The sequence below is a fragment of the Inhella proteolytica genome (assembly GCF_016093275.1).
GTDB classification, from domain to species: Bacteria; Pseudomonadota; Gammaproteobacteria; order Burkholderiales; family Burkholderiaceae_C; genus Inhella; species Inhella proteolytica.
In genome coordinates this window covers 515,015-538,342 of sequence record NZ_JAEDAK010000002.1, presented here as the reverse complement: position 1 = coordinate 538,342, position 23,328 = coordinate 515,015, and the positions used below count along the sequence as shown (strand labels likewise).

Below are 23,328 nucleotides of genomic sequence, written 5' to 3'. Positions count from 1 at the left end.
GCCGCGCGGGCGCCTTCACCCCGCCGCGGAGAGCGGCGACAGTGCAGGCTCGATCAGGAGACCCCGATGAGCCGCGCCTATTCCGACCTTGCCTTCACCGAGCGCGTGCGCGCCATGCAGACCCGCATGGGCAGCCGCCAGGCCTATGCACCGCTGGACCTGACCGACGATCGCCGCGACACCCTGACGGCGCGCGAGGCCGAATTCATCGGCGCCCGCGACGGCTTCTACCAGGCCACGGTGGGCGAGACCGGCTGGCCCTACGTGCAGTTCCGCGGCGGCCCGGCCGGCTTCCTGAAGGTGCTCGACGCCAAGACCCTGGCCTATGCCGACGTGAGCGGCAACCGCCAGTACATCAGCGTGGGCAACCTGCAGGGCAATGACCGCGTCTCGCTCTTCTTCATGGACTACGCCGCGCAGCGCCGCCTCAAGCTGCTGGGCCGCGTGCGCTTCGTGGAGGACGACCCCGAGCTGCTGGCGCGTCTGCGCATGCCCGGCGTGGCCCAGCCCGCCGAGCGCGCGGTGCTCATCACCGTCGAGGCCTACGACTGGAACTGCCCCAAGCACATCACCCCGCGCTTCACCGAGGCCGAGGTCAATGAGGCCGTGCGGCCGCTGCGCACCGAACTGGAGCGCCTGCGCGCCCAGGCCAGCCAGGCCGAGCTGGAGCTGGGCACAGGCCCGCTGCGCCTGCGCATCAGCGGCGTGCGCGAGCTGACCCCGCGCGTGCGCGCCTACGAACTGCGCGACCCCGAAGGCCGCGAGCTGCCCGCCGTGCGCGCCGGCGCCCACATCGACGTGCCGGTGCGGCTGGCCAGTGGGGCCCTGAGCACGCGCCGCTACTCCATCAGCTCCAACCCCGCGCGGCGCGACGCCTACGAGATCGCCGTGCTGCGCGAAGACGGCGGCAGCGGCGGCTCGGTGGCCGTGCACCAGGGCTACCGGCTGGGCATGACCCTGCACTGCGGGATGCCGGGCAACGACTTCAACCTGCACGAGGACGAACGCCCGGCGGTGCTGATCGCCGCTGGCGTGGGCATCACCCCCATCAAGGCCATGGCCCTGCGCCTGCGCTCGCTCGGCCGGCCGGTGGAACTGCACTACGCCGTGCGTACGCGCCGCGAGGGCGCCTACCTGGACCGCCTGGAGCGCGAGTTCGGCGCCGGCCTGCACGTCTACGCCAAGGACGCCGGCCAGCGCCTGGACCTGGCGGCCGTGCTGGCCGCCGCGCCCGCCGATGCGCTGTTCTATCTGTGCGGCCCGCAGGGCCTGCTGGACGAGGCCCAGGCCGCTGCGGCCGCGCTGGGCATGGACCCGAAGCGCCTGCGCGTCGAGCGCTTCCGCGCCGCCCAGACGGTGGGTGCCGAGAAGGCCCTCACCCTCACGCTGGCCCGCAGCGGCCACCAAGTGGCGGTGAGCCCGCTGCAGACCGTGCTGGAGGCGCTGGAAGACGCCGGCGTGGCCGTGCCCTTCGGCTGCCGCGGCGGCAGCTGCGGGGATTGCGCGGTCAAGGTGCTGGGCGGCACGCCCGAGCACCGCGACTCGGTGCTGAGCGCCGACGAACGCCGCGAGCGGATGTGCGTGTGTGTGTCGCGGGCCCAGGGGCCGGAGCTGGTGCTGGATCTGTGACGCGGCGCCACCCGGCGCACCGAGTTCGGCAACGTGGTGAGCAGCATGAAGAACTGCTCAGCAGCGGCAGCCGCCATTCGCTCCCTTCTCTTGAACGGCAGCTAGAAGTCCTATGGCCACCACCGAAATGCGGGTCGGTCCCCGAGTGCTGAGATGACGCGGCTGCCTTTTTTCGCCTTGCTATCGGCGAGCCGGCTACCCAAGGCGCTCGACCACCCAACCCTGAGCGGCAAGGCCCCTCTTGACGTCCTCCCTCACGCGACTCTCATTCGCCGAGATGCACAGGAAACTTGTTGGCCGAGACATGCCGACATAAAGATTTCGGAACAAAGCCAACTGATGGTCGGTCATCCTGGCGTCGCGTGCCTCGACCCCAGCGAGCACCGGCAATGCCAGTTCTAAGTCGAACCGCCGAGGCCGCCAACCAAACGATTCCAGGACCAGCGTTGCTAAGTGCGTCTCGCCCTTCATGGATGCAATCGAACCAATTTCCACTTGGACCTGACGGCCGCCGTGCTCAACTCGGCAATGCCGCTGCTCCAGTTCGACCTCTGGCGCGTCTTCTGGCTCCTCGAAGACCGACAGCTTGGCAAAGTCAGCGAAGGACAGCGCAGAGGGAAGCAACCCCTTGAGCGCCTGGTAGAACAGTCCCGGGACCTCGAGACGACTCGCCTTCGAGGCACCAAGAGTGCCCTGTAGGGCAAGCGTGCGGCAGAGCAGACGCACGTGCGCCGTGTCCTGGCCAGCCTCCTGCAGCCTTCGCAGTAGTTGGGGCCCATCGCGAACAGTGGAGACATGTTCCGAGCCCGCTGCACGCAGCACCAGTAGGACCGCGCGCTTGGCGTCAACCGCCCGATCGACCAGCGTTGACGCAGCACTCGCCGTCAATCTTGGACTAGCAAGCAGGGCCCAGAACCGTTCGGACCTCGAACCTGAGCTCTTCACGTCCCCGCCGTAGCCGGGCCAGTAGTCGATGAGCGATCTGCCTGGCTCCTCCTTGGCATCACCTTGCTTTCTCGCGCAGAGCGCCCTAACGGAGCCGCTGCCGAGTTGCTCGTCGCTGAACCGCTCTAGGACCTTCTGTCCAAACAGGTTGAGGACTTCGCCGACGCGAGCGGTTGCGTAGGTCAGCAGCATCGGCGGGTGAACGTCCGCGGATGTGCCTACGACGGCGGCCCCGCCGACTCGAACGCCGGAAACCGCAGCTGCAATCAACGGGCCGAAGCGCTTGCTCGTGCTGATGGTTAGTGCAGGAGCCCTCGGAAAGGTCAGGTTCGCAGCCCCTTCATCGCTGCCCAGGATTCGCTGATTGAGGTCTCCAAGCCGCTGCACCGTTACCGTGTCGTCGAAGAGACGGTTCAGGAGGTCCTCCTGCGCCCATGACGTGTCCTGCATCTCGTCGATAAAAACCAGGGGGAAGCGTTTGGACAGCCGGCCCCTCAAGGCGGGTGACTTCTTCAACAGCGCCTCCGCGAAGGCGAACATGTCGGCGTACCGAAAGACGCCCTTCGCGGTCAGTTCCAGCTTGATGTCATGCAGTAGGGGATAGGACTTGGAGTCCGGCTTGGGCAGCTTCCCTCCCTCGCTGACAAGCTCCAGCCCGCTGCCCCTGAAGACCAAGCCGCCAACCATCGGCTTCACGCCATCGTTGTTCGCAGCCCATCCGCGCAGCGGCGCCTTCCTCATTGCCATGCCGATGGCTCGGTTGGCAAACACCTCATCATCGATGACATCGACCTCCAGCCCTTCGCTTCGGAGGAACGGCAACGCCAGGAACTGGTTCACAAACGCGTGGATGGTCCCGATGAAGTGCGGATACGCCAGGAGTCGACTGCCGTCGGGCGTCCCAGCCAGCCGTTTCTGGATTTCCTCACGAGCGACATTCGTGTGGCTGAGCACGCAGATGCCGCGGCGGTCGTCAGGCCACTTGCGCGCCAGGAGCAAGAGCTTGGCCGCCAACACCGTGGTCTTGCCGCTGCCAGGAGCCGCGTTGACGTCGCGCGTCCCGCCTTCAAGTAGCACCGCCCGGCGCTCAGCATCGGTGAAGTCGAGGTCCGCAGTCAGAGCGGCAAGAGCGTCTATGTCTTCATCGGACAGGACTGGCAGCGTCATGCTGCGGCACCTTTACCCGTGAGGTGAGCCAGAGCGCGCTGAACGTAGGGAGGCAGTCGCTTGAAGAGGTCTTCACCCTTCCCATACTGGCCGGTCGCAACGAGATGAGCGGCGTATTGGGCTGCCACTGCCTTGGACGCATCCTTCTCCTGAAGCGGCTGGTAGACGACCGACGCCAGCTTCTCATCGCTGTGCCCGGCAGCCTTCAGCGCTTCCCACTCGTCGTGAGCTACGGCCATGGCCTTCACTTCGTCCTCTTCATCCAGGCGCTCACCCTTGGACTCGGCCAGCTTGGCAAGGTGAATCGCCTTGAACATCAGCTCGGCGCATCCAAAGAGCGCCAGGTCGTACTCGAAGGTCCAGCAGTCCGAGACGCAGACGACAGTGTTGCCGCCCTGCGCGCGGTCCTCCTTGGCCTTGACCAGTGCCTTGACTTCCGCCTCGCTGTAATCGGACTCGAACCGCTTCTTCTCGCCGCTCTTGACCACGAAGTCGTTGGCAACGTCCGGCACAACGTCGCGGTCCGTGAGACAGGCCACGGGTATCGGCACCTTCACCGCCTCATCGGCGCGCTGGAGGATTCGTGCGTAGTGGTACAGGCCTACGTTGCTGACGTTCACCACCGATACGCCATGTCGCGAGAACGACCGGTCGCACGCTTCTGCCAGCGCTGGGAGCAGCAGCGCCTCGGCCGGACCTTCGACTATTGCCACGCCTCGGGCGAAGAACATGTTTGCCTTGGTCGCGTCGATGAAGCGCCGCAGAAACTCGTAGTCGCTCTTCTTAAGCTTGGTCTTGTCGTGAGCCAGGCTGTAAAGCTGGGCCCGGTGCACCAGCGTCATGCTGGCTATGTCGGCACTTGCAGCCAGAGACGGACTATGGGTTGTCATGACGACCTGAACCCTTCGCTTGCCCTCCTCCGGCGTTGTAGCGCTCTGCTCCAGCAGGCGTTGGACGCGCTCCTGCAGTTGCGGGTGCAAGTGGGCTTCCGGCTCTTCAACCAAGAGAAGTGCCAGTTCCTCTCCATCCCTCAGGAGCACCAACTCCGTGGCCATAAAGAGGGCGTTGTTGTAGCCGAGGCCGCGAGCGCAGCGCTCATCGGGATGAATGCCAGTCGATGGCAGCAAGCTGAGTTCGAACTTCTCGAGGATGGGCTGCAGGGCCAGTTCGGAGGCAATCTGAATCCGCGAAGACAACGCGTCCCCGGCGAAGGCGAACTTGTTCAGGTAGTTGTCGTTGATGTCCTTCTCGACGCCCTTGATGACCTCGTGCTCGCCGAGGTGGTGTTGGGCGAAGGCCATCAGACCAACCAGGTTCTTCGGGACTTCCTTGGGCGTCGCTACGACGAAGTCGTTCTTCTCCTGGCCGCCGATGCTCTTGTGCGCGCCGAGAATCTGGGACAGCCGGGATTGACGACCTGGCTGAAGCTCTGCCTCGGCATCTCGCAGCGGTCGCAGGTATGTCGCCCGAACCAGCTCCCGCACGGCCGAACCAATCTCCAGCCCGACGCCGCCACGGCCTGCGCGAGTCACCGCGTCAACGCGCCCACGCTTGCTGTCCTGGGGCGGAATCCATCGCGCTTGCAGATGAAGGATGAGGCTTCTGGTCCCGTCTGCCTCGTGGGTGAGCCACTCCAGAACGGCGGCCTCTTGGTCGGGGCTGAGGTCGGCAAGCGTCGCCTCAATGAACAGCGAGGTCGCGCGTTTCGCGCCGTCGATGTGGAAGTCGGTCTCAAACAGCCGGACGAACTCATAGCTGGTGGTCCATAGCACGTGCCGGATGGCGTCGACGACCGCTGTCTTACCGGCGTCGTTCTCCCCGACCAGGATGTTCAGGCCGGGAGACAGTTCCCAATCCAGAACTGGCGAGGCGATGCCGTCTCCGAACGCGCGAAAGTTGCTTGCGCGAATTTGCTTCAAATACATGCAGTCTCCCTGCGTCGCTTTGCTCCGAGCGACTGGTTTTCAGGATAGCAATCGCGGCGCGAGCGGTGACGGTCGCTACACCGTTGGCCCCGGGGGGTGTCGCCGGGTACTGCATGGTGGTGTCCGGTGAACCCAGACCTCGGCAATGCGGTCGCGGGATCAGCGTGCGGAGAATCCAGCCACGGAGTTCAACGCATAGAAGCACTTGGGGGGAATGATCATGTTCAACCGGATCTGGACAGCGATAGGTGCGCACGTCACCGCGCCCGTGGTCATTGCGTCAGCCGCACTGCTCGTGTCGGTAACAGCGGCGTTGATTGCATGGCGGAACTACCGGCGGAAAAGCTCACTGCACTTACGGGGCTATGCGCTCGTGGCTGAAAGCTCGGAGTGCGCCGACAGGTACGTCTCGTCGGTGGTGATTGAGAACCTCAAGGACCGTGCCGTCTCCATCTACGCCGTCTACCTCAAGGTTGGACACAGCTACTTCATCCGAATCGAAGACTTTCAAGGTGGGCCGCCGCTCATATTGCGACCCTTCGAGACGTGGCACAAAGAGTACGGGCCAATCGATCACTACACCGTAAGCAGCAAGCGGATAGCGATGAACTCCGTACTCGCAGACCAGCGCGCGAAGCGAACGCTGGTGTTGTCCACTACCGAGGGCAAGTACGTCATCAGAAAGGCCCCGAAGGTCTGGAGCCCGATCGAACTCTTCTTCCGCAATCACATGACAGCAGTGGTGCTCCCAAGGCGCGTTAAGCATGACGGTCAAGATGTGGGCGGAAACATCGCCTACGTCGTGAAGTTGCTCTTTAAGAATGGCGAGTCAGAGTTGATTCAGCTCCTGCGACGAGACTTCCAGGTCAGACGGTTCAAAAACTTCAGATTGACGGAGGAGTGCTTGCAGACAGCCGAAGCCCTGCGCGAGTTCCTTCAGGGACAAGTCGATCAGGGCGCCCTAGTCTGCACATCCTTCGAAGTCATCGATTTCGACTCCTGGCGAGAACGCCAGAGAGGCGAGATGCCCGAGGAGGAACACATCGAGGCGGAGTACGTCAGCTATCTCATGTACAAGGTGGTCGGTCGCATCGGCACGCTCGTCGCCGACAGAAGAATGGCAAAGAGCAACCGGCGTCTAGCGGAGCAGAGAGCCAGAGAGGGACGCACAGCCTCCTGACCGTTACACGGCTCAAGTCGGAACACGAATTGAGTTCCAACGCTGGCTGGACTGAGTGAAAGTGCAGTGGTCCCTTCTGGATCGCACGCAGAGCACGACCCAGAGAGCTACCACCGGCTTCACCGCTCCACGGAGCGGTCACTTGGCCCAGCCCTGTGAAAGTCGGCTACCAGCCTGAACCTGTCATCGCACCGGGCTTGAGCGTGTTGCCGATGGACCTGACCACTTACAACTGAAAACCCCGCTCACCGATGATTTCGAGGCGTACTTTCTGGTCAAGGGCCGCCTGATCGTCATGGAGACCCCGATGGTCAACGACTGGATCTCGCCCATCGGCTCGCCTGCTGACGAAGCCCTGTTCCGAGAAGTCGAAGCCCACGTGCAGGGGTTCAGCGCCTGGCTCTACCTGCAGGCGCCGTTGGCTGTTCTGCGGTTTGCGCGGGTTCCGCCCAACCTGCCGCTGCCCTTGCTCGAACAGCACGAACGGGGCGCGCTATCCCATCCTGGCCGGCACTGACCGGCTGCAGCGTCTGCTGCTGCTGCCCTCACGCCGCCAGCGCCGGCTCCGCCCGCAGCCGCTCGATCGCCAGATCCAGAAACGCGCGCGCCTTGCTGGAGGCGTAGCGGCCCTCGCGGTGCACCAGGTGCAGCGGCAGGGGGGGCGGGGCGTGGTCGGCCAGCACCTCTACCAGGCGGCCGCTTTGCAGGTGCTCGCGCACCTGGTAGCTCAGCAGCCGGGTCAGGCCCAGGCCGCTGAGCGCGGTGGACAGGGCGGTTTCGTTGGTGGTGGTCAGCAGGCGGGGGCTCAGGCGCACGCTGTGCGCCTGGCCGTCCTTGAAGAGCTTCCACTCCACGCTCGCCTGGCTGCCCGCGGCCGCCACCACGCAGTGCTGGGGCAAGTCCTCGGGCCCTTGCGGTGTGCCGTGGCGGGCCAGGTACTCGGGCGAGGCGCAGATCACCCGCCGCACCTGGCCCACGCGCACGGCCTGCAGCGTGGAATCGGGCAGCTCGCCAATGCGCACCGCCACGTCCACGCCCTCGTCCATCAGGTTGACCACACGGTCCAGAAACAGGCAGGTGGCGCTGACCTGCGGGTAGCGCTGCAGGTACTCGTTGACGATGCCGGTGATGAATTGCGCCCCCAGCAGTACGGGGGCGGTGAGCGTGAGCCGCCCTTGCGGCTCCCGGTGCAGGCCGTTGACGGCGGCGTCGGCCTCGCTCAGCGAGGCCAGGATGCGCCGGCAGTCCTCCACGTAGCGCGCGCCCGCGTCGGTCACCCGCACCACGCGGGTGGTGCGGGTGAGCAGGCGCACGCCGAGCTGTCGTTCCAGCTCGGCAATGGCGCGGGTGACGGCCGGCGGCGAGATGTTGAGCTTGCGGGCGGCGCCGGCCAGGCCGTTGGCGTCCACCACCGCCACGTAGACCGTCATCAGGTGCAGGCGGTCGACGCTCAGGGCACGGGTCATGCTTTCAACCTGAAAACGGCAGTTGACCGCTTGCCGCCGCAAGCAAGGTCCTGATGGAGAAGCGAAAAGTGCCCACGTACAAGTTCACCTACTGGGTGAGAGCGCTACACGGCCGATTGCACCGCGCTGCGGCACGCTGGCCGCGTTGCTCCGCCTTGCGGGCACGAGCCCGCTGCGTTGTCGCGCCTTGCCAGCGCACCGCATCACGGCGCACTCGACCGCGTCCAACTGCCGTTTCCAGGTTCAAAGATCCAGGGTCAGTTCGGCACTGCGGGCCCAGCCCACGCAGGTGCACAGGCCACCGGCGCGCTGGGCGGGGGTCAGGCAGACGTCGCGGTGCACGGGCTCGCCGTCGAGCACCGGGGTCCAGCACTGGCCGCATTCGCCGCGCTTGCAGTCGAAGGCGACGAACTGGTCGGCCTGGATCAGGGCGTCCAACAGGCTCACCCCCACCGGCACGTCCAGGCTGAGGCCGGACTGCGCCAGGTGCAGGCGGATCGGGCGGTCCTGCGCGTCCACGCGGGCGCCAAAGCTTTCGAAGTGCACGGCTGAGGCCGGCCAGCCCAGGGCGGCGGCCTGCTCGCGCAATGCGTTGAGCAGCGGCACCGGGCCGCAGGCGTGCAGGCTGGTGCCGGCCTGGAACGAACCCAACAGCCCCGCCAGGTCGGGCGGCGTGCGGCCCAGGTGCAGGTGGATCTGTGCATGCGGCAGGGCGCGCAGCTCGTCCAGCAGCACCAGGCGGTCTTCGCTGCGGGCCAGGTAGTGCAACTCGAAGTCGCGCCCCTGGGCGTTGAGGGCATGGGCCATGGCGTGCAGGGGTGTGATGCCGATGCCGCCTGCCACCAGCACGGTGCGGCCGGCATTGGCCCGCAGCGGGAAGCTGTCGAACGGGCCTTCGACCTCCAGCACCTGCCCGGCCGCCAGCTGCTCATGCACCTGGCGCGAGCCGCCGCGCGATTGGGGGTCCTTCAGCACCGCGATGCGATACTCCTGCGTGGCGCCCGGGCTGCCGACCAGCGAATAGTGGCGCTCCAGCGTGGTGCCATCGGCCTGCGGCAGGTGCAGTTTGAGGTGGGCGCCGGCGGGCCAGGCCGCCAGGGGCTGGCCGTCGGGGTGGCGCAGGCGCAGTTCGCGCACGTCGGCGCCGTGGGCCACGGTGGCCTGGATGAGGAGTTTCATGCGGAGACGGGGGTGGGGAGGAAGGGCGAGGCGTCCAGGTACTCCCACTCCATGGCGGTGGGCAGTTCGCGCAGCAGCCACTCGCGCACCTCGAACTCCCAGAAGCGGCCGGTGCCGCCGCTGAGGCCCTGCGGATCGGGCTGGTCCCACAGCAGTTCGGCGCGGCCGCTCAGGTGCAGCAGGCGCCCCGCCGCAAAGTCCGGCAGCACCAGGCCGCAGGAAGGGTCCAGCGCCAGGTTGCCCAGGGTGTTGAACAGGCTGTTGCCGCCGTAGTCCGGCACGCGCAGGCGGGTGGCGCTGAGGGCCTGCACGAAGCCGGCCGGGCCGCCGCGGTGCGAGGCGTCCAGATGCCCAGCAGGCGCACCGCTGGCGATGAAGAGGGTGTCGGCCTGGGCCAGCACGGCCAGGCCCTCGGCATTCAGTTCGGTGCCGCGGCTGATGCGCGGGTTCTCAAGGTTCTGAACCTCGCCCAGCGCGCGCAGGTGGCGGCGCTGGATGTATTTGGGGCAGTTGGGGTAGGCCTCGTCAATGGCCAGCACCATCTGCTCGGCTTGCAGTGCGTGCACATGGCCATTGACGCGGTAGCGGCGGCGCGTGCTGAGCTCGATGAACAGCATGCCCAGCGGCGCCTCGGGGTGAAGCTGCGCCCACACCGGGTCGCTGGGGTCGCGCTGTGCGGCGGGGGTGTGGACCTCAATGTGGCGGCCCTCCGGGCTCTTCAGAAAGCCCGGGGCGCCGAACCACAGCGAGGCCCAGAGCGCGCCGTCCGCCGCGCGCGCTGCCACCGCCGTCATGGCCTGCTTTTCGATGAAGGGGCGCGCACCGGCGATCACCGTGTCGGTGATCACCGACGCATTGCGCAGCGCGACCGCCGACTCGCCGGCGCGCGCCTGCACGGCACGCTCACCCTCATGAAAGGCAAAGGCCATGGCGGGCTCGGCTTAGAAGGTGAAGACGGTGAAGCCGTCGGCCACCAGCTTGCCCAGGCTGGGCAGGCCCGAGGTGCCGGGCACGCTGTTGTCGGTGATCAGGTCAAAGCCGCTCTTGACGGCGTCTTCACGGGCACCGAAGACATCCGCGCAGCCGCAGGACACGCCGGCGATCTCCGTCTCCACGGCCTTGAAGAGCGCGTGCACCGGGTGGCTGGGCTGGCCCACCACGCCGGGCCAGCGGGTGCCGGCGCCTTGGAAGTAGATCGACACCGGGATGTCGCGCTGCTTGAAGTCGTAGGCAGCGGCCAGGCCGTTGAACATGCGGCCCAGGGCGTCTTCGCCACCGTGCTTGGGGTCGGACAGGATGATGATGGCGGCTTTCATGGGGTTTCCTTTGCGTTCGTTTTGGGTGGGGTTGGCAGCCGTGTTGGGCTGGGAACGAACTCTAGGAATCGGGGCCCTTTTGAAAAATCACTTGGGCGGTAATGGGCTCTTGCGCGCAGCGGAAGAATGACCCGGGCAAAGCGCGCGGGGCTGCCGTGCTACCGTCCCCCAAGCCCGGCCGCTGCAGTTCGCGCCGGCCCCTGACGCCCGTCTGGCCTGCGCCCCTGCACTCGCATGCCCCTGCTCAGCTACCTGTCCCAGGATCGTCGACTGGCGCTGGCCGAAGGGCCCGAGGGCAGCTTGCCGGAGCGCGTGCAGGGCACGGCGCTGATCGCGGACATCGCCGGCTTCACGGCGCTGACGGAGCGGCTCAGCCAGCGCAGCGGCGAGCGCCTGGGGATCGAGGCGCTGTCGGAGCAGATCAATGCCGTCTACGCGGCGCTGATTGCCGAGGTCGAGGCGCAGCAGGGCAGCGTCATCGCCTTTGCCGGCGATGCCATCACCTGCTGGTTCGATGCCGCGCAGGGCGCCGCCAGCGCGCGCGCCGCGGTGGCGGCGCTGGGCATGCAGCGGGCCATGGCCGGCTTTGGGGGCCTGTCACTCCGGGTCGGCATGGCCAGCGGCGCGGCGCGGCGCTGGGTGGTGGGGCGCGACAGCCAGCCGCCGCAGTGGCTCGACGTGCTGGTGGGCGCCACGGTGGTGCGCGCCGCCACCGCCGAGAACCTGGCCCAGACCGGCGAGGTGCTGCTCGCTCAGGCCAGCGCCGTGCAGCTCGGCCTGCCCAAGGGCGCGCCGCGCGAGGCGCCCAGCGGCGAGCGCTTCTTCCTGCTCGAGCCCGGCTGGACACCGAACCCCGCGCCGGCGCCCAGCGCGCCGCGGCCCCTGCCTGAGTTGCCGCTGGCGCTGCTGCGCCCCTGGGTACAGCCCTTCGTGTTCGCGCGCGAACTGGGCGGGCAGGACCTGTTCCTGAGCGATCTGCGCCCGGCCACCGCGCTGTTCCTGCGCTTCGAGGGGATTGACTACGACCGCGACCCGGGCGCGCTGGCCGCCCTGGACGCGCTGGTGGCGCAGATCCGCCGCGCCGTCGAGCAGCAGGGCGGCACGGTGCTGGAGCTCAGCGTGGGCGACAAGGGCAGCTACCTGTACGCCAACTTCGGCGCCGCCCAGGTGCATGAAGACGATGCAGCGCGGGCGGTGCGCGCCGCGCTGGCCCTGCGCGAGGCCTTGGGCGGCACGCCGCATGCGGTGCAGATCGGGCTTTCCTGCGGCACGCTGCGGGTGGGCGGCTATGGCGGCCCCACGCGCCAGTCCTTCGGAGCCCTGGGCGATGAAGTCAATGCCGCGGCGCGGCTGATGGCGCTGGCCCAGCCCGGCGAGCTGCTGATCTCCGGGCGGCTGCGCCAGCAGCTGGGCCAGGAGTTCCGGCTCGAAGCCCGGCCGCCCGTGCCGCTCAAGGGCAAGGCCGAGCCCATGCCGGTGTTTGCGGTGCTGGGCCTGGCCACCCAGGCACCGATCCGGCTGCAGGAGCGGGTGCAGGCGCAGCTGATGGCCGGGCGCGCGGCGGAGCTGGCGCTGCTGACGCGCAAGCTCGGCATCGCGCGCCAGGGGCAGGGGCAGGTGCTGTGCTTCAGCGGCGAGCCCGGCATCGGCAAGTCGCGGCTGGTCGTCGAGGCCCTTGGCATGGCGCAGCGCCAGCAGTTCATCGCCTGCGGTGGTGCCTGCCGCCAGGAAGACGTGCCCACGCCCTACCGGGTCTGGCAGCCGATCTGGCAGGCGCTGCTGGACCTTGACCCGAGCTGGCCGGCGCGGCGGCAGCGGCGCGCGCTGGAGGCGCGGCTGCAGGCCTGTGCGGCCGCGCAGGCCGAGGCCTGGCCCCTGCTGGGTGGCCTGCTGGGCATCGACTGGCCCGACACCCCCTTCACCGCCGCCCTGCTGCCGAAGGACCGCAAGGCCGCGCTGGAGGCCTTGCTGCAGCAATGCCTGGGCCAGTTGCTGCGTGAGGCCGAGGAGGACGACGCCGCGCTGCTGCTGGTGCTGGAGGACGTGCACGCCATCGACCCGCTCTCGGCCGATCTGCTGCTGCAGCTGGCCAGCCTGAGTGCCACCGGGCCGCTGCTGCTGCTGCTGACCCACCGGCCCGAGCCCGCGCCGGTGCTGCAGGGCCTGTTGGAGCGCTTGGAGGAGCTGCACCATGCCGAGCGCCGCACGCTCGGGAGCCTGAGCGCCCAGGAGATCGAGCAGGTGCTGCGCGCGCGCCTGGCGGCGCTGTTCCCGGCCCGGCTGGCCACGGTGCCGCCGGCGCTGCTGGCCGGCATTGCCGCGCGCGCCCAGGGCAACCCCTTCTTTGCCGAGGAGCTGCTGCACGACCTGCACGACCGCGGCCTCGACCCCTTCGACCCCGCCAGCGCCGCGCAGCTGGCCCTGCCGGGCAGCCTGCACAGCCTGGTGCTCAGCCGCATCGACCGCCTGCCGCTGCCGCAGCAGCGGGTGCTCAAGGTCGCCAGCGTGATCGGCCGCTTGTTCCCCGCGGCGGACGTGCAGTCCTACCACGCCGGCATGGGCGAGCCGGCCCAGGTCGAGGCCGATCTGCAGGCGCTGGAGCAGCAGGGCTTCACGCCGCAGGCGCCCGACGAGGCGCGGCTCAGCTACCTGTTCCGCCACCTGATCACCCAGGAGGCCGCCTACGAAAGCATGGCCCTGGCGGCGCGCCATGCGCTGCACGGCGAGTACGCGAGCTTTCTGGAGGCCACGGCCAGTGGCAGCGCGGCGCTGCTGGCCCAGCACTTCTGCCGGGCCGAGCTGCGCGGCCCGGCCTGCCGCTATCTCAAGCTGGCCGGCGAAGAGGCGGCGGCCCGCTTCGCCAACGAGGACGCGCTGCGCTGCTTTGCGCAGGCACTGGCCTGGTTGCCCGCCGAGGCGGTGGACGAGCGCCTGGCGCTGCTGCTGCACAGCGAGGCCCTGCTGGACGTGCAGGGCCGCCACGACGCCCGCGCCGAGACGCTCGACCAGCTGCAGGCGCTGGCTGAGCGGCTGGAGGGCAGCGCCGCGCAGTGTGCCGGTGTGTGGGCGCAGATCGCGCTGCGCCGCGCCCGGCTGGCGCTGGACCTGGGCGATTACGCGCAGGCGCGCCGCCAGGCCAGCCTGCCGGAGCTGCCCGCTGCCCCGGACGAGCTGCCGCTGCCGCTGCAGGTGGACGCGCTGCTGCTGCAGGCCCGTGCCCTGTTCTATGCCGGCCATGCCGCCGAGGCCCGCCCCCTGCTGGCCCAGGCCCAGCAGCTGGCCGAGGCCGGCGCCTACGCCGCCGGGCACTACAACAGCCTGGCCCTGCTCGGCGTGGTGCACTGGCAGCTCGGCGAATTCACCCAGGCCACGGCGCTGCTGCAGCAGGCCTTGGCCCTGATCGAGCGCGCGGGCGACGTGCGCCGCCAGGTCGATGTGCTGAGCAATCTGGGTGTGGTGGCCAAGGCCCAGGGCCAGCCGGCCAAGGCGCTGGCCTTTTATGCCGCCGCGCGCGCGCAGGCGCTGCGCATTGGCGACCGCGCCGGCGAGGCCATGCTGCTGACGAACATGAGCAATGCCGAGCTGATGGCCGGCGACTTTGTGGCCGCCGGCGCCCACGCCGAGCAGGCCGCGGCGCTGTACGGCGCGCTGCGCGAGCCCGCGCAGCAGGGCATGGCGATGCTCAATGGCGCCGAGGCCCAGCGCGAACTGGGCCAGCTGGATGCCGCCCAGGCTGGCGCCGAGCGTGCGCTGGCGCTGCTGCGCCGCGCCGGCGCCGAGCGCAACGAGGCCATCCTGCTGGAGAACCTGGGCCTGCTGGCGGCCGCGCGGGGCGACTCGGCGTCGGCCGCCGACTGGTACGCGCAGGCGCTGACCCGTGCCGAGGCGCTGGACATGCGCCCGTTGGCCACCAGCGTGCGGCTGAACCGGGCCGCCACTGCCCTGCGCCGCGGGGACGACACGGCGGCCGAGGCCGACCTGGCCGCCGCCGCGCGGCAGCTGCGGCCCGACGACGACCCGATGCTGGGCCTGCGCCTGCAGGCCCTGCGCTCCGAATTGGCCCTGGCGCGCCGGCAGCCCGCCGCGGCCCTGGCCGCGCTGGCCACGCCGCTGGACCTGGTGCAGCACCTGCTGGCCGCCGATGCCGGCTTCCTGCCCATGGAGCTCTTTGCCTGCGCACTGCGCACCCTGGCGACGGGGGCCGACCCACGCCATGCCGCGCTGCGCGCGCACGCCCAGGCGCTGCTGGCCCAGCGCGCTGCCGCGCTGCCCGAAGGGGCCGCGCGCCAGGCCTTCCTGGCGCTGCCGGATCACCAGGCCATCGGCGCCGGCTCGGCCGCCTGAGCTTTCGCCGCCGTGCCCAAGCCCGCCCCGTTCCAAGCCCGCTTCCAGCTCGACATCCAGGGCCACCTGGGCCCGGTGCACCAGCTCGCCGTCAGCCCCGACGGCAAGCACCTGCTGAGCGCCGATGCCCAGGAGCTGCGCGTCTGGGACCTCGCCACTCGCCAGCCCCTGCACCGCTGGTTCGCCCCCTGGATGGGGATGGAACCCGGGCACCTGCTGCGCTTTGCGCTCAGCCCCGATGGCCGCTGGGTGGTGGTGCTGACGCTGAACCGCTGGCGCGACACGCTGGGCGCCGCCGCGCCGGCCCGCTCCGAGCTGCAGGTCTACGAGCTGGCCACCGGCAATCTGCAGGCGGCCAGCACCTGGCCGGGCTTTGTGCAGGACCTCGCCTTCAGCGCGGACGGCCGCCAGCTGCTGCTGGCCTGCGACCCGGGTGCGGGCGAGGCCACGCAGCTGCAGCTGCTGGGCCTGCGCGCGCTGCTGCAGGCGCGCTTCCGCCCCTGGCCGGTGCCGCTGGCGCGGCTGCAGGGCCTGGGGGGCGAGGGCCTGCGCCTGGCGCTGCGCAGCGTGCCGGGCGGCGGCTGGCTGCTGGCCGCGCAGGCACGGCGCAGCCCGGGGGCGCTGGTCTGGCTGGCTTGGGACCGCCGGGCCGGCCTGCAGGTGCAGCGGCAAGTCCACACCCCGGTGGGCCTGCAGGTGCGCACCCTGGCCTGCAGCGCACGCCACGCGGTGGTGGCCGGCTACGGCAGCCCGCGCCGCGACGGCCGCCTGGGCCAGCTGCTGAGCTACCGCCACGATGGCCAGGCCCTGCCGCGCACGCTGACCGAATCGCTGCCCGCGGCGCTGGCCTTTGACGCGATGGGCACGGGCCTGCTGGTGGGCCTGCAGGTGGACGGGGCGCGGCCGCCCGTCGACGGCGTGGCCGTGTTCGGGGCCGACCTGCCGCCGGCCCGGCCCGGCAGCGCGGCCTACTTCAACGGCCCGCCCATGCCCGAGGAAGAGGGCCTGGGCCTGCAGAGCGTGCAGGTCAATGCCTATGCGGTGGCGGGCGATGCGCTCACGCTGTGCAGCAGCTACTTCGGCCATGACGATTCGGTGCGCGCGCTGGCCTGGGCCGGCGCGGGCCTGGCCTTGAGCAGCGGCGGGGACAACCAGGCCCTGCATGCCTGGAGCACCGAATGCCGCTTCCCGGTGCGGCGCTGGGCGCTGCGGGGCAGCGGGCGCAATTGCTTCGCCCCCGGCATCGATGCCGACGAGCAGCTGCGCTTCGGCGTGCTGCCGCCGCGCCTGCTGCCGCCCCAGCACCCGCAGCGCCAGCAATGCTTTGACCTGCGCAGCCGCAGCCTTTCCACCACCCGCGCCAGCGACGTGGACCCGGACGACTACGCCTCGGAGAAATGGCTGGTGGCGGGCGAGCTCTCGCCGGTGATCCAGCTCGGCCATCTGGACGACGCCATGGCGGCCCTGGACGCCCTGGCCGAGAAGGCCGTGGACGCAGCCACCTTTCCGGCCGATCTGTCCCTCTACGTGGGCGCGGACGACGAGTGGCTGCTGTGGAGCCGCAGCGGCTTCTACGACGCCAGCCCGCGCGGCGCGCAGCGCGCCGGCTATTGCATCGACCGCGGGCGCGAGCAGGAGGCGCTGTTTGTGCCGGCCGACCGCTTCAAGGCCTTCTACCGGCCGGACCTGATCGCCGCCATCGTGCGCCATGGCAGCGAGGAACGCGCACGGCGTGCCGGCGTGGCCATTCCGCAGCTGGCGCTGGCACAGATGCTGCCGCCGCTGCTGGAGCTGAGCCGCGGCGGCGTGGCGGTGGAAGGCGGGCGCGTGACGTTGCGCTTCAGCGTGCAGCAGCTCGGCGCGGGCGCGCCGCTGGAGCGCGTATGGGTGGTGGCCAACGAGCGCTTTGCCTGGGAACTCAAGCGCAGCGACGCCGCCTGGCCGCGCCGGCGCGGCCGCCAGCGCGAGCAGCAGTTTGAAGTGCGCCTGCCGCTGCGCCCGGGGCGCAATGTCTTCAAGCTCTGCGCCGAGACCGCGGACGCCAAGGCCGTGCCGCTGATCTGCCGGGTGGACGGCCCGGCGCTGGCGAGCGCCCCGGCCGCCGCCCCGGACCTGCCAGCGCCGGGTCGCCTGCACCTGCTGTGCGTGGGCGTGTCGCAGATGGCGGTGGCCGGCACGCCGCAGGCGCAGGGCTTCAAGAACCTGCGCTACGCGCATCGGGATGCGATTGCCGTGTTCAAGGCCCTGGCGCGCCGCCGCGGCCAGGCGGCGGGCCCGCTGCACAACCCGGCCTTCAGCGCCGTACAGGGCGAGCTGCTGACCGATGTGGCGGCCACCCGTGCCGCGGTGCTGGCGGCGCTGGAGCGCCTGTGCGCGCCCCTGCGCGCCAGCGCCCAGGCCGGCGCACCGCGCGACGTGCTGATGGTCTTCCTGGCCGGGCATGGCGCGCGCTTCGCCGGCGAGCAGGACCTCTACTTCTTCACCCACGACGTGGAGCCCGCCAGCATGGACCGCAGCGGCCTGTCGCTGCTGGAGCTCGGCCGCCTGGTGACCTCGGTGGCCGCCGAGGTGGTGCTGGTGATCGACACCTGCCACGCGGCCCTGGCGGGGGACGACGTGATCGCCAGCCTCAGCCCGGAGGAACTGGGCCAGCGCCTGCACGCCCTCAACGAGCGCGGCCTGACCCTGCTGAGTGCGGCACGCGGCGACGAGATCGCACGCGAGAACCCGCTGACGCGCCAGGGCCTGTTCACCGGGGCGCTGCTCGACACCCTGGCCGACACGCGCTTCTACGCCCCCGGCCCGCCCGGCCAGCGCGCGCTGACCCTGCTCGGGCTGATGCATGGCATCGAGACCCTGGTGCCGCTGGCCAGCGCGCAGGCCGGCACCAAGCCGCAGACGCCGGTCTGCCGCAGCTACGGCGATCTGCTGCCGCTCACGCTCTACCGCCGTTGAGCGGCAGATCTGGCTGCGGGTAGACCGCCATTGCTGGCCGGTCGGCGGCTTCCTACGCTGTCCGCACCCCCAGCCCGGAGCCGCACCCATGGCCACCTCCAAGTCCGCCGCGAAGAAGACCGCCCCGAAGCCGGCCGCGAAGACCGCGGCCGCGCCGAAGCCGAGCAAGGCCAAGGCCGTGGCGCCCGATGAGGACGATGGCCGCGGCGGCACGGACGTGGTGCGCGGCAAGACCGGCGGGAGTTGAGCGCATGACGGGCGCGGGCGGGCCCGCGCCTCGGGCCCGCCGCGGGGCTTACTTCAGCCCGTTGCCGATCGCCTTGGTCAGCGAGGCCTGCGGGTCATCGCCGCTGAACTCCCAGAAGAAGGCGCCGCCGAGGTTCTTGCTCTTCACGTAGTTCATCTTCTCGGTGACCTGTGCCGGGGTGTCGAAGCTCCAGAAGGTCGTGCCGTTGTAGATCCACTGCGCGCGGCTTTGCGGGTCGACGAAGCTGGGCCAGGCCAGGTTCTTCAGCACCTTGTAGTCCTCGTTGCCCGCCTCATAAGTGCCCGGGGCGGCGCCGCTGCTGGTCTGGAACAGGCCGTTGTTGACGTTGGGCACGCCCGTCCAGCCGCGGCCGTAGTAGCCGATGCCGAGGTTCAGCTTGGCGGCTGGCACGCCGGCATCCAGGTAGGCCTGCAGGCCGGCATGGGTGTTGTACTGGCGCGCGTCGCCCGTCGAGGGGTCGGCGCTGTTGCCGTACAGGCCGGAGTGGAAGCCGGTACGGTTCTCCCAACTGCCGTGGAAGTCGTAGGTCATCACATTGATGAAGTCCATCGACGGATGGGCCAGGCCGGGGTCGAAGGCGCGCACCTTGTCGACACCGGCGGGCGCGGCCATGGTCAGCAGCAGGCCGGGTCGCACGGCGTTCAGTTGGCGGCGGAACTCGGCCATCAGGGCGGTGAAGTTGGCGCGGTCCTCGGGCTGGCCGCAGGCCAGGCCGCAGGCGTTCGGGTACTCCCAATCGATGTCGATGCCGTCGAACACACCCGCTGCCGCGGCAGTGCCGCCGGCGCCGTCGGTGACCGGCAGATCGCCCTTGATATAGGCGTCGACGCAGCTCTTGACGAAGGCCACGCGGTTCTCCGGCCGCGCGGCGCTGGAGAAGCCACGCGAGTAGGTCCAGCCGCCCAGCGAGATCAGCACCTTGAGCTTGGGGTACTTGGCCTTGAGCTTCTTCAGCTGGCCCCAGTTGCCGCGCAGGGGCTGGTCCCAGCGGTCGGCCACGCCGTCCACGCTCTGGTCGGCCTGGAAGGCCTTGCTGTAGTCGGCAAAGGCATCGCCGCCGACGCCGGTCTGCTCATTGCTGGGCACGGTCAGGCCGACCTCGCAGCGGTTGTTGCGCACATTGCCGAAGGCGTAATTGATGTGCGTGAGGTGGGGTGCGGCGCCGCTGCTGTCGATGTGCTTCACCAGGTAGTTGCGGCCATAGATGCCCCATTGCGCGAAGTAGCCGATGACGTTCTTGGCACCGCCCTGGCCGAGTGGATCGGTGCGCACGCTGATGGGGGCGGAGACCGGCGAATTGCCGGCCTGGTTGAAGGCCTGCACGCTGAAGCTGTAGGCGGTGTCGGGGCTCAGGTTCGTCACATTGGCGCTGGTGGCCGCGCCCTGGGCCACGCTGCTGCCGGCTTGCAGCAGGCGGTACTGCACCGTGCAGTTGGGGCCGGCGGCCACGGCGTTCCAGGCCAGGCCGATGCTGTTGCTGCTGCGGCTCGGGCTGTTCAAGCCCGAGGGCGTGGTGGGCGGGCTGGCGCAGGCGCCGCTGGCGGTGCTGGTCAGCAGCGCGGCACTGGCGGCCGAGACATTGCCGGCCACGTCCTTGGCACGCACGGTGTAGCTGTAGGCGGTGCCGGCGCTCAACCCGGTGTCGGTATGGCTGGTGCCGGTGGGGCTGGCGATCAGCTGGCCGCCGCGCAGCAGCTCGTAGCCGGCCACGCCGCTGCCGCCGGCGTTGTCGCTGCTGGCCTGCCAGCTCAGGGTGATGCTGCTGGTTGTGATGTTGCTGGCGCTCAGGCCCGCGGGCACGGACGGGGCGGTGGTGTCGGTGCCCGCGCCATCGCAGGCGCCGAGCTTTTTCCAGACATCCCATTGGCCCGAGCGCAGAACCGGGCTCTCGTTCTGGGTCCACCACTTGGCCTCGTAGGCCTGGCCGGTCTGCTGGACCTTGAGGCCGCCGGTGTAGATGGCGCTGCCGCTCCATTCGGGCAGGCCGGTGCAGTTGTAGGCCTGGGCCTGGGCGGCCGCGCCGAGCAGGATGGCGGCGGCGAGGGCGGTGCGTTGCTTGCGGAAGTTCATGAGGATTCCTTGGGGTGAGGGCTCAACGACGTGCGAGGGAGGCAGGGGCGGCGGCAGCGCCGCGGCGGGCTTCCTGCACCAGGCCATAGCTCTTGCCCCCGAAGCTGACGCTCCAGTTGCTCGGCACGGGCATGGGCAGGTAGTAGTTCAGGCGGATGGCGACGCTGGCCCCGGGGGCCAGGCTCTGCCAGCCGGGCAGCTTGAAGCTGGCGCGATGGAACTCGCTCAGCAGGCCGCCGATGTTGTGCCCGGCCGGGTTGGCGCCGCTCTGCACCACCTGCAGGCCCACGCCGCTCTGGTCGGTCAGCGTGGCGGGAATGGCGGTGGGCACATCGAAGCTGAACTCGGTCCCGCCGGGCAGGGTCTGGCTGCTGCGGTTCGTCAGGGTCAGCGTGGGGTTGATCGGGTAGTTCGCATCACCGAGCGCGAAGCCGTCGATCTTGAAGCCGAGGTCGATGCGCTCGGCCGGGCCGGCAGCGCGACCGAGCTGGTTGCCATAGGGCGCCGCGCTCTTGAGCTTGTTGTAGAGCAGGGTGGTCAGGGTGCTGCCCATGCCGTACTCGGCCTTGGCGGTGTCATAGGCGTAGTCCCCCGCCAGCTCCCAGAACATCACGCCGCCGAGGCCCTTGTCGGCCACGTACTGGGCCTTGACGGCGACGGACTGCTCGTCCTCGGTGCTCAGGAAGACCTTCTTCTGCGCGTTCCACAGCCAGGGGGCGACGAGGGTGGCGTCGTAGTGCCGCGCATAGGTGCCGGTCAGGCGGTCCTCGGGGTCGCTGGCCGGTGTCAGCCCATAGGCGGCCAGATAGCTGCCGGCCTTGCCCTGGGCCAGATTCATCGCATGCCACATGGGGTTGGAGCCCGCCGGCATCTCGCGGCCCTGGCTGTCCAGGTCGTGCCAGAGGTTGTCGATGCCCACCGCGCCGGCGCCGCATTTCTGCACCGTGCCGCCGCCGGTGCCAGCCGGGCAACGCGTCTGGTCGGTCTGCGCGGCCGTGCCCCACAGCCCATTCGTGCCGCCCTGCACGTCCTTCCAGCCGCGCGTGTAGTAGGGCAGGCCGATGTTGATGCGGCCGGCCGGCAGCGCGCCGCGGAAATAGTGCGCCGCCCAGTCGGTGTTCAGGTAGCCGATGCGCGCGTACTGGCTGGCGCTGTAGTAGTTCCAGGCCTGCAGCTCGGCGTCGCGGCCATCGTCATACAGCGCGGCGTTGGGGCCGACGAACTGGTTCCAGGCGCCGTGCAGGTCGTAGCTCATGATGTTCACGTAGTCCAGGTACTGCGTGACGGGGTAGCTCTCCATGCCGCGCAGCAGGTAGGCCGAAGAGGGGGCAGCCACGGTCAGCAGGTAGTGGCGCTGGTCCTGCTGGCTGGCCGCGTCCAGCTTCTCGCGCAGCACGCGCATCAGCACCGCGTAGTTCTTCACCAGGCTGGCGCGGCGGGCGTTGGAGATGGCGAAGTCGTCGGGGTTGCCGGCGTCCTTCATGCTGGTGGCGTACTCGTAGTCGATGTCCACGCCGTCGAAGCCGTACTGGCGCAGGAAGGCCACGGTCGAATCGGCGAAGGTGTTGATGCCGACCTGATTGGCGCTGCCGTCGGCATTCGTCGTCAGCGTGTAGAAGCCGCCGCTGGCGACGCGCTGGCCGGCGTCGTTGAAGTAGCCGCCGGTCTCGGCCCAGCCGCCCACGGAGATCAGGGTCTTGACCTTGGGGTGTTGCTTCTTGAACTTGTTCAGCAGGTTGAAGTGGCCCTTGTAGGGCAGCGCGGGGTCCAGCTCGGCGCCGGCCACGCCGGGCCAGCTCAGGCTGGTGGCGGCGTTGTTGGGGTCGGCCGCATTGCCGATCGAGAGCCGGTTGTTGCCGTCGACATGGGCGAAGGCGTAGTTGATGTGGGTCAGCTGGCCCCAGGGGATCTGGTGGGCCAGGTAGGCCGGCTGGCCGTTCTTGCCGGTGCGCCAGCTGGTGAAGTAGCCAATGATGCGGCGCGGCTTGTCGGCGCCCATCGCTTCGCGGCCCTGCTCGTCGTAGACCTTGCAGTAGGCCGGCGCGGTGCCGGGGCTGGTGACCAAGCCATCGGGGCGGCAGCGCTCGTGGCCCGTGGGCTGGGTGCCGATGCTGATGCGCACCGCGGTGCTGTCGCGGCTGGCGCCGAGGTTGTCGGTGGCGCGGGCCATGATCTCGGCACTGCTGCCGGCGGCCGTCCAGTTGATGGCGTAGGGCGCCGTGCTGTCCTCGCCCACCAGGCTGCCGTTCACGTAGAAGCCCACCTTGGCGACCGTGCCATCGGCATCGGCTGCATTCGCGGCCAGGCTGAGCACCGTGCCGGCCGGCACGCTGCTGCCTTCCGTGGGGCTGCTGAGCTGCACCGTGGGCGCCTGGTTGGCGCCGCTGCTGACCGTGACAACGCGGCTGCTGCTGTGCGTGGCGCCCTTGTTGTCGGTCACGGTCAGGCTCACCGAGTAGCTGCCCGCGGAGGCATAGCTGCGGCTGGCGCGCACGCCCGTGGCGGTGCTGCCATCGCCAAAGCTCCAGGCGTAGCTGGCGATCTGGCCATCGGGGTCGCTGGAGGCGGCGGCGTCCACGCTCAGGCTCAGGCCGCTGGCCGAGTGCGTGAAGCTGGCCACGGGCGGCTGGTTGGGCGTGCCGCCATCGCAATTGCCCAGGGGCTTCCAGACATCCCATTGGCCCGAGCGCAGGGCCGGGCTGTCGTTCTGGGTCCACCACTTGGCCTCGTAGGCCAGGTTGGCCTGCTGGACCTTTTTGCCACCGGTGTAGATGGCGCTGGCGCTCCACTCGGGCAGGCCGGTGCAGTCGTAGGCGAGGGCGGGCAGGGCGCCGCTGCTCAGCAGCAAGGCAACGAGAGGCTTGAGTCGCATGGGGAATTCCGG

At 69.6% G+C, this 23,328-nt stretch carries 14 protein-coding genes; 6 read left to right on the top strand and 8 right to left on the bottom strand.

Annotated features, from left to right (window positions below; translation table 11 throughout):
• Nucleotides 1-66: 66 nt before the first annotated feature.
• Nucleotides 67-1,629: a 2Fe-2S iron-sulfur cluster-binding protein gene (locus I7X39_RS04980; protein ID WP_198109859.1), complete on the top strand. Its 1,563-nt coding sequence runs from the start codon at nt 67-69 to the stop codon at nt 1,627-1,629.
• A 195-nt stretch (nt 1,630-1,824) separates the two neighbouring features.
• Here I7X39_RS04980 and I7X39_RS04975 read toward each other — a convergent pair whose 3' ends face one another.
• A complete protein-coding gene (locus I7X39_RS04975; RefSeq protein WP_198109858.1) occupies nt 1,825-3,741 on the bottom strand; it encodes a UvrD-helicase domain-containing protein in 1,917 nt (638 codons plus the stop codon).
• On the bottom strand, nt 3,738-5,666 hold the full coding sequence (locus I7X39_RS04970) for an ATP-dependent nuclease (protein ID WP_198109857.1): 1,929 nt from the start codon (nt 5,664-5,666) through the stop codon (nt 3,738-3,740). The genes I7X39_RS04975 and I7X39_RS04970 overlap by 4 nt, the downstream gene beginning before the upstream one ends.
• A gap of 214 nt (nt 5,667-5,880) precedes the next feature.
• Between I7X39_RS04970 and I7X39_RS04965 the strand changes: the two genes are divergently transcribed.
• Together I7X39_RS04965 and I7X39_RS04960 are read left to right on the top strand one after the other, a co-directional pair.
• On the top strand, nt 5,881-6,846 hold the full coding sequence (locus tag I7X39_RS04965) for a hypothetical protein (RefSeq protein WP_198109856.1): 966 nt from the start codon (nt 5,881-5,883) through the stop codon (nt 6,844-6,846).
• Nucleotides 6,847-7,153: 307 nt separating this feature from the next.
• Nucleotides 7,154-7,363: a hypothetical protein gene (locus tag I7X39_RS04960; protein ID WP_198109855.1), complete on the top strand. Its 210-nt coding sequence runs from the start codon at nt 7,154-7,156 to the stop codon at nt 7,361-7,363.
• A 28-nt stretch (nt 7,364-7,391) separates the two neighbouring features.
• On the opposite strand, the gene I7X39_RS04955 is transcribed toward I7X39_RS04960, so the two are convergent.
• The 4 genes from I7X39_RS04955 to I7X39_RS04940 all read right to left on the bottom strand — a co-directional run bounded on the left by I7X39_RS04955 (nt 7,392) and on the right by I7X39_RS04940 (nt 10,807).
• Complete coding sequence (locus tag I7X39_RS04955; protein WP_198109854.1) at nt 7,392-8,312, bottom strand: LysR substrate-binding domain-containing protein; 921 nt, start codon at nt 8,310-8,312, stop codon at nt 7,392-7,394.
• 243 nt (nt 8,313-8,555) lie between these two features.
• Nucleotides 8,556-9,491, bottom strand: a complete 936-nt coding sequence (locus tag I7X39_RS04950; RefSeq protein WP_198109853.1) for a PDR/VanB family oxidoreductase — start codon at nt 9,489-9,491, stop codon at nt 8,556-8,558.
• A complete protein-coding gene (locus I7X39_RS04945; protein WP_198109852.1) occupies nt 9,488-10,420 on the bottom strand; it encodes a pyridoxamine 5'-phosphate oxidase family protein in 933 nt (310 codons plus the stop codon). The genes I7X39_RS04950 and I7X39_RS04945 overlap by 4 nt, the downstream gene beginning before the upstream one ends.
• 12 nt (nt 10,421-10,432) lie before the next feature.
• Nucleotides 10,433-10,807, bottom strand: coding sequence for a DsrE family protein (locus tag I7X39_RS04940; RefSeq protein ID WP_198109851.1), 375 nt, complete (start codon nt 10,805-10,807; stop codon nt 10,433-10,435).
• Between the two features lie 234 nt (nt 10,808-11,041).
• Here I7X39_RS04940 and I7X39_RS04935 point away from each other — a divergent pair, with 234 nt between their 5' ends.
• From I7X39_RS04935 to I7X39_RS04925, 3 genes are all read left to right on the top strand, one after another.
• The gene (locus I7X39_RS04935) at nt 11,042-15,151 is read left to right on the top strand and encodes an AAA family ATPase (RefSeq protein WP_198109850.1); all 4,110 of its coding nucleotides are present in this window, start codon (nt 11,042-11,044) and stop codon (nt 15,149-15,151) included.
• Between the two features lie 12 nt (nt 15,152-15,163).
• Entirely contained in the window at nt 15,164-18,106 is a 2,943-nt protein-coding gene (locus tag I7X39_RS04930) for a caspase family protein (RefSeq protein ID WP_198109849.1), read from the top strand.
• A gap of 88 nt (nt 18,107-18,194) precedes the next feature.
• Complete coding sequence (locus tag I7X39_RS04925) at nt 18,195-18,353, top strand: hypothetical protein (RefSeq protein WP_198109848.1); 159 nt, start codon at nt 18,195-18,197, stop codon at nt 18,351-18,353.
• Between the two features lie 48 nt (nt 18,354-18,401).
• Here I7X39_RS04925 and I7X39_RS04920 read toward each other — a convergent pair whose 3' ends face one another.
• Entirely contained in the window at nt 18,402-20,444 is a 2,043-nt protein-coding gene (locus I7X39_RS04920) for a glycosyl hydrolase family 18 protein (protein ID WP_198109847.1), read from the bottom strand.
• A gap of 22 nt (nt 20,445-20,466) precedes the next feature.
• On the bottom strand, nt 20,467-23,316 hold the full coding sequence (locus I7X39_RS04915) for a chitinase C-terminal domain-containing protein (protein WP_198109846.1): 2,850 nt from the start codon (nt 23,314-23,316) through the stop codon (nt 20,467-20,469).
• Nucleotides 23,317-23,328 lie beyond the last annotated feature (12 nt).

Coding starts and splice junctions, on each gene's coding strand:
- I7X39_RS04975 (WP_198109858.1), bottom strand. CDS start 3,741: ATGACGCTGCCAGTCCTGTCCGATGAAGACATAGACGCTCTTGCCGCT.
- I7X39_RS04960 (WP_198109855.1), top strand. CDS start 7,154: ATGGTCAACGACTGGATCTCGCCCATCGGCTCGCCTGCTGACGAAGCC.
- I7X39_RS04950 (WP_198109853.1), bottom strand. CDS start 9,491: ATGAAACTCCTCATCCAGGCCACCGTGGCCCACGGCGCCGACGTGCGC.
- I7X39_RS04955 (WP_198109854.1), bottom strand. CDS start 8,312: ATGACCCGTGCCCTGAGCGTCGACCGCCTGCACCTGATGACGGTCTAC.
- I7X39_RS04965 (WP_198109856.1), top strand. CDS start 5,881: ATGATCATGTTCAACCGGATCTGGACAGCGATAGGTGCGCACGTCACC.
- I7X39_RS04980 (WP_198109859.1), top strand. CDS start 67: ATGAGCCGCGCCTATTCCGACCTTGCCTTCACCGAGCGCGTGCGCGCC.
- I7X39_RS04940 (WP_198109851.1), bottom strand. CDS start 10,807: ATGAAAGCCGCCATCATCATCCTGTCCGACCCCAAGCACGGTGGCGAA.
- I7X39_RS04935 (WP_198109850.1), top strand. CDS start 11,042: ATGCCCCTGCTCAGCTACCTGTCCCAGGATCGTCGACTGGCGCTGGCC.
- I7X39_RS04915 (WP_198109846.1), bottom strand. CDS start 23,316: ATGCGACTCAAGCCTCTCGTTGCCTTGCTGCTGAGCAGCGGCGCCCTG.
- I7X39_RS04970 (WP_198109857.1), bottom strand. CDS start 5,666: ATGTATTTGAAGCAAATTCGCGCAAGCAACTTTCGCGCGTTCGGAGAC.
- I7X39_RS04920 (WP_198109847.1), bottom strand. CDS start 20,444: ATGAACTTCCGCAAGCAACGCACCGCCCTCGCCGCCGCCATCCTGCTC.
- I7X39_RS04925 (WP_198109848.1), top strand. CDS start 18,195: ATGGCCACCTCCAAGTCCGCCGCGAAGAAGACCGCCCCGAAGCCGGCC.
- I7X39_RS04945 (WP_198109852.1), bottom strand. CDS start 10,420: ATGGCCTTTGCCTTTCATGAGGGTGAGCGTGCCGTGCAGGCGCGCGCC.